The sequence below is a fragment of the Galbibacter pacificus genome, assembly GCF_029603165.1.
GTDB lineage: Bacteria > Bacteroidota > Bacteroidia > Flavobacteriales > Flavobacteriaceae > Galbibacter > Galbibacter pacificus.
This window is the reverse complement of record NZ_JAQSVC010000001.1, coordinates 189,535-202,924: the sequence shown is the minus strand read 5'-3', so window position 1 is coordinate 202,924 and position 13,390 is coordinate 189,535. Positions and strand designations below refer to the sequence as shown.

At 38.9% G+C, this 13,390-nt stretch carries 11 protein-coding genes; 5 read left to right on the top strand and 6 right to left on the bottom strand.

What is annotated here, in order from left to right; genetic code table 11:
* Positions 1-132: 132 nt before the first annotated feature.
* From PSF86_RS00960 to PSF86_RS00940, 5 genes are all read right to left on the bottom strand, one after another.
* On the bottom strand, positions 133-1,494 hold the full coding sequence (locus PSF86_RS00960; RefSeq protein ID WP_277898182.1) for an MATE family efflux transporter: 1,362 nt from the start codon (positions 1,492-1,494) through the stop codon (positions 133-135).
* 56 nt (positions 1,495-1,550) lie between these two features.
* On the bottom strand, positions 1,551-2,324 hold the full coding sequence (locus PSF86_RS00955) for a zinc metalloprotease (RefSeq protein WP_277898181.1): 774 nt from the start codon (positions 2,322-2,324) through the stop codon (positions 1,551-1,553).
* Positions 2,325-2,575: 251 nt separating this feature from the next.
* Complete coding sequence (locus PSF86_RS00950) at positions 2,576-3,022, bottom strand: DoxX family membrane protein (RefSeq protein WP_277898180.1); 447 nt, start codon at positions 3,020-3,022, stop codon at positions 2,576-2,578.
* Between the two features lie 12 nt (positions 3,023-3,034).
* A complete protein-coding gene (locus PSF86_RS00945; protein WP_277898179.1) occupies positions 3,035-4,432 on the bottom strand; it encodes an HmuY family protein in 1,398 nt (465 codons plus the stop codon).
* Positions 4,433-4,438: 6 nt separating this feature from the next.
* Positions 4,439-6,562 (bottom strand): TonB-dependent receptor plug domain-containing protein, encoded by a 2,124-nt coding sequence (locus PSF86_RS00940; RefSeq protein WP_277898178.1) that lies wholly within the window; start codon positions 6,560-6,562, stop codon positions 4,439-4,441.
* Positions 6,563-6,673: 111 nt separating this feature from the next.
* Between PSF86_RS00940 and PSF86_RS00935 the strand changes: the two genes are divergently transcribed.
* Entirely contained in the window at positions 6,674-7,576 is a 903-nt protein-coding gene (locus PSF86_RS00935) for a DUF6607 family protein (protein ID WP_277898177.1), read from the top strand.
* Between the two features lie 27 nt (positions 7,577-7,603).
* Positions 7,604-7,954 (top strand): DUF6686 family protein, encoded by a 351-nt coding sequence (locus PSF86_RS00930; RefSeq protein WP_277898176.1) that lies wholly within the window; start codon positions 7,604-7,606, stop codon positions 7,952-7,954.
* Positions 7,955-8,462: 508 nt separating this feature from the next.
* Here PSF86_RS00930 and argS read toward each other — a convergent pair.
* The gene (argS, locus tag PSF86_RS00925) at positions 8,463-10,244 is read right to left on the bottom strand and encodes an arginine--tRNA ligase (protein ID WP_277898175.1); all 1,782 of its coding nucleotides are present in this window, start codon (positions 10,242-10,244) and stop codon (positions 8,463-8,465) included.
* Between the two features lie 238 nt (positions 10,245-10,482).
* On the opposite strand from argS, the gene PSF86_RS00920 reads away from it, so the two are divergent.
* From PSF86_RS00920 to PSF86_RS00910, 3 genes are all read left to right on the top strand, one after another.
* On the top strand, positions 10,483-11,940 hold the full coding sequence (locus PSF86_RS00920) for a BCCT family transporter (protein WP_277898174.1): 1,458 nt from the start codon (positions 10,483-10,485) through the stop codon (positions 11,938-11,940).
* A 133-nt stretch (positions 11,941-12,073) separates the two neighbouring features.
* Positions 12,074-12,898: a prolipoprotein diacylglyceryl transferase gene (gene lgt / locus PSF86_RS00915; protein ID WP_277898173.1), complete on the top strand. Its 825-nt coding sequence runs from the start codon at positions 12,074-12,076 to the stop codon at positions 12,896-12,898.
* Complete coding sequence (locus PSF86_RS00910; protein WP_277898172.1) at positions 12,895-13,389, top strand: DUF192 domain-containing protein; 495 nt, start codon at positions 12,895-12,897, stop codon at positions 13,387-13,389. The genes lgt and PSF86_RS00910 overlap by 4 nt, the downstream gene beginning before the upstream one ends.
* Position 13,390: the final 1 nt, after the last annotated feature.

Sequence of the window (13,390 nt, the reverse complement as noted above, 5' to 3'; positions counted from 1 at the left end):
GCGAGATTTACATCTCGGTTCTCAAGAAGTTTTTATCCCTAATTTCTTGAGAGATGCAAATTTAAGAATTTGAACGAGAAGTGCGAAAGTTATTTTGGAGTTATTCTATTCAACTATTTAAACAATACCTAACTATAATAACTGCGGTTGATTTACTTTCCAGCTACCGCTTTTGTAATAGGAAAATGCAATAATGGCTGCAATAACATTAGAAACCGGAAAGGCCCACCAAATACCTTCGTAATTTAAGTCGGTTTTATTAGAAAGCATAAAAGCCATAGGGAAACGAGCTACCCATAATGCGCATATTGATATCAACATCGAGACTTTTGTTAGTCCGGCACCATTAAATACTCCATTTAATACCTGTTGCACACCCAATAACCCAAAACTTGGTGCCATAATTTTTATAAATGTTGCCCCTTCTTTTATCACCTCGGGATCATCGGGAACAAAAAACCGAGTTAAAGGTTCTGCAAAAAAGAATAGCAACATTCCTAAAACAGTGAGCCCTATTACCGCCATTAATGTACTTAAGTCGCCTACCTTTTCTGCTCTATCCATTCTTCCGGCTCCAATATTTTGTCCAACCAAACTTGTAGTTGCTATAGAAAGCCCTAAAGCTGGAACAATAACCAAACTCAAAATTCGGGCGCCCACACCATAAGCAGCAACAATATCACTGCTGTAGCTGGTAACCAACATCACCATGGCAGTCATTGCTGCAGCCCTACTCGATTGATCTAGACTCGATGGCAAACCCAGTGCAAATAAGTTTTTTACCCAGGGAAAATTCGGCTTCATATGAAAGAATTTGATTTTTATCCCTCTTTTTCCTCTAAAGAGAATAAAAAGACCTATAAAGGCCGAAATTGCTTGTGTAAAAATACTCGCAACAGCTGCACCGGCTACTCCATAACCGGGAATGGCACCATAACCAAAAATAAAAAGTGGGTCTAGCACCAAATTGAGTAAAACGGTCCCTAAAACTATGTACATAGGAATCATTACGTTGCCAATACCTCGCATAAGCGATTGGTATACAAAAAACATAAACATGAAGATAAACCCCCAAGACGAAACTTTAAAGTATGCCACAGAGTCGTTTAATATTTCATTACCGGCACCAACCAGTTTCATTAGTGGAGCAGCCGCATAATAACCCACAACCGCTAACAAAATAGAGGTGAAAAAAATAACCATAACGGTTTGAGAAGCAGCATAGTTTACCATTCGTTGGTCGTTGGCACCTTTGTGTTGCGATACAATAACGGTACCTGCAAGTGTTAACCCACCACCTAAAGAAACCACCAAAAACAAAATTGGAAAACTTAAACTTACACTTGCTACCGCATTGGCTCCTAGCCTACCTAACCAAAAAGTATCTACCAATTGATACATGGTTTGCAAAACATTGGTCATAATTATAGGAAAAGCCAATCGTAAAATCGCATTCAATATTTTACCTTCTGTATGAATGTTCCCCTTCTCCATTACTTATAAAAATAGGGATTTTAATTGGTATACGATTTTGAAAAATAACGAATGTTTTATTTCCCTCCATTTGCTTTTAAATCGGCTAGGCATTGTTGGTCCAGTTTTGGTATGTTTTCTTCCGATGACATCCCGATTAAATTTACCCCCGACTCTACTTTGAAATTCATTAAACAACTTTCAACATTGCAATGATGGCCGTTTTCGGTATCCAGATGATCGGTCAGCATATCGGTACCCAAATCGACCAGACCCAACAAATGAGAAAATTCATGCCGCAATACCGTGCTTTCCAACAAATCCCTGTCCGGTTCTGTAATTTGGTCGCTAAGCGTTTGTATGGTTTCTTCAAAAACAACAAAAGAAGTATTTCTATAGGCAACCCCCAAGACAACCGAACTATCGGTATCTTCATTAAAACTTCCGTCCATAAAAGAAATAAAAAGCGCCAACCTTTTTCCGTTGTTATATTGCGACCTTATTTCTCTTTCTATGCTATCTATTTCCTGAATTGTATATGTTTCTTTTCCCGGGGCCTGTATTGCGCGCAAGTTAAGCTCGATACCCCCTGGTTTGTAGCAACGTTGTTTGATAAAGCTTGTTAAATTATTCAATGAAATTTGAGAGGGTTGATAGCCTTCTACATATACAACCTCAATAACCATATCTGTAAATTCTTCATCTGATAAAATTTCATGGGCCGAGTCTCCGGTGCTCAACCTGTTTCCTATCGTGGAATTACCGTTATCTTGTATGTCGTCGTCCTTGGAACAAGCCGATAGAAATAGAATTGTTGAAAGCAGGGCAGCTTTGATTAGTTGTTTAGACATTTAGTGGTTTTTGTTGCAAGATATTAAATATGAATGAAATGGCATTGGTCCTCAAACCATGAACATGAACCAATAGTTCCTACCCAACATAAGGTTCGTTCGACCGCGAAGCACAATGCGCCAATGGCTTTTGTGGTTCGGATCTCACAAAAAAAGGGATGCCTTTTTGCAAAAGCACCCCTTCACCACGTTGAATTAATGAAATAACTAATTATCTAATTAACAATAAGTCAACTAAATATTTTTATACCTTAACTCATAGGGTTTACCCAGAGTAAGGGTTTCCATTTTTTGTATTCTTTCAATACCAATGCAATGTTGATAAGCAATAGGCCTGTTGTTTTTAATAATTCTCCCATTTCATCTGATTCCAAAAAATAATGAAACAGAAAAATATGCAAGGTTATGGGCAAAAGAAAAATTGCCCCTATAAAACTGGTGCCCTGAAAAATAAGGAGCAAACCAAATAATAGCTCGCATACTCCCAAAACCTGCCAGAAATAACCGGTTTGCTTGGCTCCGCTTATGTACAATATCTTTTGGAGCGTGCTTTCTTTTTCGGGTGTTGCAAATTTTTCTGCCTTTTGGAAAACCGCTATGGGCGTCGGACTGGGCTGTTCGAATTTATGAATCCCTCCATATACCATGAGCCCGCCCAAAATAAGCCGTAGAATTATAAATAGAATGTTTACTTTCATGTATTTAAAATTTTATAAAAGACTGTATTCAAATTTAGGATACCCACGCTCGCCACTTTCATTATACATGGCCGTAAAGCGGATTTTATAATAATTCCCGTCGGCGTCTTTAAGAACATAAAACACATCTTCTTTTATGGAAGGCTGGGCATTGGGCCCTCCGGCGTTTCTCCAGCTACTTCCAATACTTCTTTGATCGGCCGATAAATTGGCTTCAACTATATTTTCTGACGTAAAATCTTCATAAGTAAAATCAGAAACTGCAACTTGATATGCTGTTATTCCAGCTTTGGTATTAGACACTATAAAATCTTGATAGGTGTATGCGTAGTCATCTCCTTGAAAGGATAACAAGTCTATATAATGTGTAAAGTTTAAATCCCATTTGTTTTTCATAGGCTCTACAGAAGCTTGCTCTCCTGAAGAAAAACTAAAGAAAGTAAAGTTGTAACCTTCTGCTTTGCTTACTACAACTTCTTCATGTGTCGTTGCATTTAAATCGGCATACTGCAACACATAATCATTACCTTGACGAAGCACCCTTATTTTTTTCCATCCGCGCGAACCGCCCGGCACATGGATGCTTCCTCCAATATTGATTCCCAGGTTTACTAAATACACTTTATTATCGGTATCTGTTTCAGAAACTTCGGCAATTACCGTCTCCTGAATATCACCAGATGGGTTATCTACGTATACATTAGATCCCGGTATACCAACTGCCACATTTGGTTGTAATGCTGCTACATCGGCCTCTGTTACGGCATCAATATCGGTTACTTCCAATGGAGCTGCTGCCATATAAACAGATTCATTTAAAACTACCCTAAAGCTTTCACCGCTATAAAAACCTAAGTCCCATGCGTCTCTTTTAACCACCGTTTGGGTCTGTGCACTTAAATCCACATATACTTGATTAGGCTGATCTGGGCCTCCTACTTCGGGAGCCATAACACCTCCTACAGCGGCACTTTCGGTAAAGCTTACAGCTAATGTGGTATTTCCTTGTATGGCGCTATTGGGATTGGTAATTGCTTCCAGTTTAAAGCTTACCGACATTTCGGTGCCTTCAATCGGGTTTGCAAGTTTGTTGAAGGTAAATGTAGATTGGTTGCTTCCGGCAGTTATAGGGACTTCTATAGTGCCTTCTTCTCCTGAAGGGTCGGTGGTAAAATGTGTGCCATATTCAGCATTTACGGTTGTATAGGTAATGGTTACCGTTCCATCTTCGGGAGCTGTTTTGGAAAATACCAGTTTTACTTCCTTTGACGCATCGTCTGCGGTAAAACTCATTGAAGGGTTTTCAAAAGCCGCGACAAATTGCTGTGTAGTTCCTCCGTCGTCATCGCTACTGCAAGAAAACAGTACAAAGGCCAAAAGCAGGCCACATAATAATATTGTTTTTTTCATGATTAATTAGTTAAAGTTTAGATTATACAATAGTTTTATAAAATAAGACCGGCCATAGCCCAGCAGTACACTGCTTGGAGGACCGGAATGCGCGCCGCCTTCTGTGGCCGTGGTATTCACGCGTGTTATGTTTAATAGGTTTCTAGCTCCTACTGTTATTTGTAATTTATTATCTTCTAAAAATGATTTACGTACCGATGCATCCCACCAGCTGTATGCATCTTGTTTACCGCGTACCAATACAGCGTTTCCATCGGTATCTTGTTGCTGTACAAATTGGTATTCGGGTCCGTTATGCTTAAAATAGGTTGAAAAGGTAGTGCCCCAGTCCGGGATGATATATGCCAAATTTGCGTTTAATTGCAATGCGTTAAGATAATCATCGTTATAATCGCGGCTGTCCAAAACTTTGGAAACACCCGAATATGAAACCCCGAGGTTCCCGCTCCAGTTTTGGTATGCAAAACCATTGGCAAAAGAGATGTTCCATGTACGGTATTTATCTATGTTGTTGTATTGGTATGCCAAAGGAGAGCTGTTCACAATTATAAGTTCTATGCGGTCTTTTACATTAATATAACCCAGCGACAGTTTACTTTTAAGCATCAAACCATTATTAAAAACAAATGGCTTCTTGGCATGTACAAAAATAGATGTTCCTTGTTCGGGTTTTAAGTTTTCGTTGCCCCTTATATCGTGATTCGTGTCTACGAAGTACGAATAGAGCTCGGTAAAATCGGGCATCCGGGGTGCTGTACCCACCACTGCCCGGAGCTCTAGGTTGTTGTCGAAAAGGTATTTTGATGAAAGCTCCAATGCCGTTTGTGTATCGAACTTATTGGAAAAGAACACCCTTGCACCCGGCCTTATCGAAAACCTGTTTCCGGGTATGTATTCTGCGGAAGCAAAAACATCGTAAGCGCCCAAATACCTGTCGATGTTCTCCCCTCCAAAATCGCCCGAAATAGCCGATGCATAGCCATTGGTGGCATTAAGCTCGTACCCCAATTGAAAGTCGAAAGCATTGGCGGCCATGAAATTGCTGAACATCCCTTTTGAATAATATATCTTGCGTGATTCGTACTCAAAATCCTGCACGTCAAATTTTTCCCGTGTTGGAATACGGTAATTATAGGTTTCTGCATTTCTTTTTTGTTGCTGAAAAGAAAACGACACATCGTAAGTAACGCCACCGTTAAAGTTTCCATTGACATTTAAATGATGCATTATCCTGTTGGAAGTAAATATCTCATCAGAAGAAATAGGATTGTTCGTACCCGTAGATGGGTTTTCGTTTGACCGTACCACCGAATCGTAACGGGAAACCTTTTCGTTAAAATATTCAAACTTATAGAACAACTTGGCATGCTCTCCGTTGTAACTTAGCAACGCCTTCCCGTTATATTGTATTTTTGGCAGCCACTCGTACCCCCGTTTCCCATCGTTTTGGGCATAATTTTGTCCTTCTTTATCGCCCCAAAGGCCCGCAAAATCGTTACGGGTAAACATGGCATTGGCATACCATTTATTAGACAGGTCATGGCTTATGCTCAACGATTGAATATGCCTGCCCTTATCGAACCATCCATACTCGTTGCCTATGGTTTCTTCCTGGATATAAGGGGTTATCTTCCATTTGTGCCGGGACGACTTTTTCGTGATTATGTTTATAACGCCCGCCACGGCATTGGTTCCATATTGCACCCCCATGGCACCCTCTACGATTTCAATCTGTTCGACATCGTCCAGGTTTATCTGGGTAAGGTCGGTATTGTTCCCAAATCCTTCATCGTTTACCAGCGGAATGTTATCAACCAGAATCTTTACGTATTGCCCGTCGAGACCAAACATACGTACTTGCGACTTTCCCGTGGATGCACTGGGGAGAATGGTTATGTTCAACGTTTGGTTAAGAATATCGGCCAAGTTGTTTCCCGCCTGCCTGTCTATATCGGCCTTGCTTATTACCGAAACTTCGTAAACCGACTTTTTTATGGACTGTGCATTGTACTGGCCCGTTATTACCACTTCTTCCAAATTGTTTATTGCCAGGGAATCTATCATATTAACCTCCTGTGCATACCCAAAGCTTATTGTTAAGAATAGTATCAGGTTTGTTAGTTGCTTCATTATTTAGATTGGTTCTTAATAATTTTTCACAAATATATAGTTATTTTTATTCAATCTAAATAAATTTTATATTTTTGTCTTATTCAAATTGAAAAACTAATTACATCAACAATGAAAAAACTAATGTTAATAGGCCTTGCAACAACTTTACAGGCCTTGACCCTAACTGCACAGGAAAAAAAGAAAGAAGACCTGGAAAGCATTAAAGCTATGTGCGGCTGTTATGAAGTGCGCTTTAATTTTGCCGAAACTTTTAACAACGCCAAAGATTCTACCTACCAGCCCTCCAAAGTTAAACAGGTTGGCGCCCTAGAATGGGTGCAATTGGTAGAAGATAAACCCGAAAAGGTTGTAATGCAACACCTTTTAATTGCCAATGACACCATGATTATCAAGCATTGGAGACAGGATTGGCTTTATGAGAACACCGACCTTTATCAATTTTACAAAGACAAGACCTGGAAGTACACTTCGCTGGACAATAAGGACGTAAAAGGGCAATGGACACAAAAGGTATTTCAAGTAGACGACAGCCCGCGCTACGAAGGTACGGCCACTTGGCTCCATGTAGACGGTAAGGATTATTGGGTAAACACTACCGATGCCCCCCTGCCGAGAAGGGAGCATACCGTTCGCGACGATTATAATGTTATGAAACGCAGGAACATACATGCCATAACCGGTTATGGTTGGCTGCACGAGCAGGACAACGATAAAATTGTGAGAGACGATGATGGAAAAGACTTTGTGCTTGCTCAGGAAAAGGGATATGATACCTATACAAAGGTAGACGATACCAAGTGCAAAGCGGCTCAAAATTGGTGGAAAGAAAACCAAGCTTTCTGGGAGGTCGTAAGAAATAAATGGCAACGGTTATTTAATGAGAACAAAGACATTCACCTTAAAAAAAGCGTGGACAACAAACCGCTTTTTGCCCACTTGTTTGGCATGCCGCCTAACAGTAGCAAAAAAGATATCGAAGCTGTTATAGACAGTTTTATTGCTGAAGAATAAACCGATTATTAATAAAATGTAATTGATATGTGCAAACACCTTCAAATATTGAATAGATCTAAAAACGGGATTCTTATTTATTGCAAGCATAACCGAATGTATCAATTACTGTTCAACAACCTCAACTTTAATTTTACCGAAGCCGAGTTTGAAAGTTTTCATAAATACATATTCAACTTAGAAGTGGCCTATTGGGAAGAAGAATACAAACATTCTGTTTACGATAAGCGCATCCCGATCCCGACCATACAGTCTAATTTGCTTATCCTGTTGAACAAACAAGAGGTTGAAGAACTTATATTGCTTATAAGGTTGAGAACGCCCAGCTATGAGTTTATAGATTTTAAAGATATCGATTACAAGTTATTCCCTAACTAATATTTGTTTTCGAATTATTTGAGTTTGTTAGTTTAACGTTGCGTTGCAACAAAAGAAACCCCTAAAAATTAAGCCATTTTAGGGGTTTTCTATGCTACCATGGCACTTAAAGCCTTTATACGCCAAATCCTTCATGGGCATACGGGATACCTACTTCCTTAAACCGATGCCCTGCATAATACATTGAAATGATGCTTTGCTATATTATATGCTATTTTGATGCATTCACGTCGTACTTTGGTCTTTTCACGCGCTACTTTGGTCATTGAAGTAAGTACTTTCTCACATATTCATAATACTTAACTATTTGTAAAAAATACTTCGGTAGACACTTTCTATACTATGAGGTTTTGATAGCTTCATAGTTATTTGTTAATGGTTATTAAGGGTTAGGGATAAGGGAAAAGTGATTAGGGATAAGTTATTAAACCTTGAACCTTTGCAACTTTGAACCTCTGGACTCTCAACTCTCAACAATATAGCAACATAACAGCGTAACAACACGAAATTACATACGCTCTGGAACGGTAATCCCCAATAGACTTAAAGCATCGGCTATAATTTCACTTACTTTTTTGGACAGTTGTACCCTGGTTATTTTTTCTGAAGTGTTTTCGGCCCCCAAAATGGAAACATTTTGATAAAATGAATTAAACTCCTTGACCAAATCGTATACGTAATTAGCAATTAGCGCCGGACTAAAGTTGGATGCGGCGTTTTGTATAACTTCAGGGAATAATTGAAGCTGTTTTATAAGCTCCCGCTCTTTTTCATGCAAATGGTAATTATTGTCAATAGGCTGGGCATAATCAAAGTCGGCTTTCCTTAAAATAGATTGTATCCGGGCATAGGTATATTGTATAAACGGGCCCGTATTCCCCTGAAAGTCTATGGATTCTTTCGGGTCGAACAAGATACGTTTTTTAGGGTCTACCTTAAGTATGTAATATTTTAATGCCCCCAACCCGATTGTTTTGTACAACTGTTGCCTTCCTTTATTTGAAAAACCATCCAGTTTACCCAATTCTGATGAGATTTCCTCGGCAGTCCGGCTCATTTCAATTATCAAATCGTCGGCATCAACCACGGTTCCTTCGCGGCTTTTCATTTTTCCGCTAGGCAGATCGACCATTCCATAACTTAGGTGGTAAAGGTTATCTGCCCAATCGAACCCAAGTTTTTTTAGAATGAGGAACAATACTTTAAAATGATAATCCTGCTCGTTTCCTACGGTATAAACAAGTCCGCCAACATCGGGATAATCTTTTATACGCTGTATGGCCGTGCCTATGTCTTGCGTCATGTAAACGGCGGTTCCATCTGCACGGAGCACAATTTTTTCGTCAAGGTCTTCATCGGTAAGGTCTATCCAAACAGAGCCGTCTTCCTTTTTAAAGAACACCCCTCTTTGCAAACCATCGGCTACCACATCTTTCCCTAATAAATAGGTGTCGCTCTCGTAATACAACTGGTCGAAATCTACGCCCAGGTTTTTATAGGTTTCATTAAAGCCCTCATAAACCCAGCCGTTCATGGTTTTCCATAAATTTACCACTTCTTGGTTGCCGGCTTCCCACTTGCGTAGCATTTCCTGTGCTTCCAAAAGTAACGGCGCTTCTTTTTCGGCTACTTTTTTATCGATGCCATTGGCTATCATTTCTTCAATTTGGGCCTTGTAGGCCTTGTCGAAAGCTACATAATAATTACCAACCAGTTTATCGCCCTTTAATCCAGTGGACTGTGGTGTCTCTCCGTTCCCAAACTTTTGCCAAGCCAACATGGACTTGCAAATATGAATGCCACGATCGTTGATAATTTGTGTTTTATATACTTTTCTCCCGGAGGCTTGTAAAATTTCGGCTACAGAATACCCCAATAAATTATTTCTAATATGCCCCAAGTGGAGTGGTTTATTTGTATTGGGCGAAGAATACTCAACCATTACGGCCTTGCTTCCCGGAGCGGGGCTTTGGTATCCGTAATGTTTTTCTTTTTTGATGGAATTGAAAAAATCTACAAAAAAAGCATCAGAAATTACAAGATTTAAAAAGCCTTTTACCACGTTAAATTTTGCTATTTCGGCTACATTGGCCACCAAATAGGCTCCTATTTCTTCCCCTATATGCTGCGGGTTTCCTTTAATGGTACGCAACATAGGGAAGATTACCACTGTAATATCGCCTTCAAACTCCTTGCGGGTAGCTTGTAATTCCACAGTTTCAATTTCCTTATTATAAATCGACTTTATAGCTTCTTCAACCTTGGCAACTATAATATCTTGAATATTCACGCGCTTAAATTTTTAGTATTTTATTGATTATAAAACCGTCCGGAAAAAAAGAAGGGCACAGGCATAAGCACATTGCCCTTTCTTTATAGCTTTAAAAATTTGGGTGCAAAGATAACCATTTATGGCCTGTTTTCCAGATATCCATATAATAAAATAAAGCACCTGCATTTTAATAAAACTTTTATATCTTTCCGTTGCACTTAATTTAATCTGTCTTTTGCATTTTAAAAAATTTTACTTGCTTGCCATACCCATTTGCTTCTTTGCCTTATTTGCTGTTTTTGCATTTATGGACCCGCAAGGGGTATATAATTATATAGAAAACTGGTCTTTATGGGTGAGGGACTGGTTTGGAAACTTTTATTTGGTTTTGGGCTTTTTTAGTGTGCTTTTTTTACTCTGCATAGCAATTTCTCCCTTGGGGAAGGTCAAACTGGGTACCCCAAAAGATACTCCCGAACATTCCAGATGGTCCTGGATTGCCATGCTTTATAGTGCCGGCATGGGAGCCGGTATTTTGTTGCGGGCCGTACAAGAACCCGTTTTTATGTTTGTAAATCCACCTTTGCAGACGGGAACTCCAAACAATACCCTTGCGCTGGAATATACTTTTTATCAATGGGGGCTTACTGCCTGGGCTTTTTATGGGCTCTTTGCCTTGATTATTGGTTATTATTTGTTTTCTGAACAAAAAAAAGGACTCATAAGCGCCTCTGTTGCAGGAAGTGTGCACAACCAATGGGTATTGAATACTATTGATATTCTGGTTATTATTACTACTGTTTTCGGACTTGTAGGTGCCATAGACCTTGGCACAACACAAATTAACGGTGGGCTTAACCATTTAAGCGATTATCAATTTACAATTAACCACACCATAGGTATAACGGTCATTATTTGTTTATTGGCTTCTTTTTCGGCATGGAAGGGAATCAATAAAGGCATTAAAAATATTTCGAAGGTAAACATTCTTATTACTTTTTTACTTTTGCTTTTTGTTTTGCTGAATAGCAATTTTATATCGGTTTTAAAGCTTTTTTTTAATGCTTTATATCATTACATCGTAGATTTTATCCCCTTAAGTCTAGCCTTGGGCAATTACAACCCAGGGAAAGCGTTTTTAACCGATTGGACTTATTATTATTGGGCTTTTTGGTTGGCTTGGGCACCGTTTACAGGAGTGTTTATTGCACGTATCTCCAAGGGACGCACTATAAGGGAAATGTTATTGGGGGTAATGGTTATCCCCTCGTTGGGAACTTTTTTATGGTTTAGCAGCTTTGGCGACCATGCTTTTAGGATTATTGAAAATTGGGGCAGTTACAATAACGAGTTCGGAAATGTTTTTACATCGGTTTTTGTATTTTTTAGCGAGTTTCCCTATCATTTCTTTATCAATATGGTCGTGGTTCTACTGCTTGCCGGTTTTTTACTTACCTCCATAGATTCGGCCATTTTTGTTTTGAGCATGTTTACCGACAAAGGAAAAACAACCCCTAAAAAAGCACATCGTTTACTATGGGGAATTATAGTTACCGTATTTTGCATTGCCATGCTTATGCTTGGAAATGCCCGCCCAGACATAGACATGCTTATTGCATTGCAAAAAATACTTATTATAACCTCGTTGCCCTTTGCCATTTTTATACCCATTATGTGTTTTCTTTTTTTGCGGGAACTTATAAAGAACAGGTAATGCTGTGCGGGGTAAATATATAGTAAGCAGTCATGGTTAACAGAATTTTACAATAGGTATTATACAAATACCCAACCCCGAACTTTATAACTTTGAAGTTTATAACTATATTTACCCAAAATATATATAGATAATGCACTTTATAAGTATTACCTGGGACCCAAACGGGGTTCTATTAGACTTAGGTTTTTTTCAGCTTCGCTATTATAGTTTAATGTTTGTTATTGCCTTTTCATTGGGTTGGTTCTTGATGAAAAGAATTTATAAAAACGAAGGGCAACCTGAAGAAGCACTGGACTCTCTTTTTATATATACCGTTTTGGCAACATTGATAGGCGCCCGATTAGGACATTTTTTGTTTTACGAACCCGAAATGTTCGTCAAAGACCCATTGAGCATTATTCTTCCCGTACAATTTAATCCAGAATTTAAATTTACCGGCTTTAGGGGACTTGCAAGCCATGGTGCAGCCATTGGTATTATTATTGCCATGTATCTTTACAGCAAAAGGGTTATAAAAAAGCCCATTTTATGGATTCTGGACCGCATTGTTATTCCGGTAACAATTGGTGGCGTTTTTGTGCGGTTGGGAAATTTTTTCAATTCTGAAATTGTAGGAAAACCTACCAATAGCGATTATGGAATTATCTTTAAGCAACTTGGCGAGACTTTTCCACGGCACCCGGCCCAGCTTTATGAGGCTTTTGGGTATATAATTGTTTTTGCTATACTTTGGTACACTTATTGGAAAACCAACAAAAAGGAGAAACTCGGTTATATTTTCGGACTGTTCTTGGTTCTTTTATGGACCGTGCGGTTTATTGCTGAGTTTTATAAAAAATCGCAAGGCGGATTTGAAAACGAACTCGGTTTGCTTTCCACCGGTCAATGGCTTAGCATCCCTTTCATTATTGCAGGCTTCTTTTTCATGTTTAAACCTTCAAAAAGCAAATCATGATTAATTTTTTATTCAGGGTTTTATTAGTACTCATTTTTTTATGCTTAACGCTTATTAGTTGTGAATCCAACACCAAAAAAGAAGTGAAAACAGAAACTGTTTCCTTTAAAAAAGAGGGCGAATTGAGTATTTACAAAGGTGATTCGCTTTCCGTAAAAAAAATAGACATTGAAATTGCCGATAATGAATACGAACGGCAAACCGGGCTTATGTACCGCCCTTCCATGAAAAAAGACCGTGGAATGCTTTTTATTTTTGAAGATGAAGAGCCTCGGTACTTCTATATGAAGAATACCGAAATCCCGTTGGACATAATTTATATTGATGCCGATAAAAAAATAGTGAGCCTTGTGAAGAATGCACATCCCATGAATGAGGCGTCTTTACCTTCCAACTTTCCCGCTAAATATGTTTTGGAATTAAACGGAGGAATGACTGACGAATTAAAGATCGAAAAAGGAGACCGTATAAATTACAAGGAAACCAAATAAA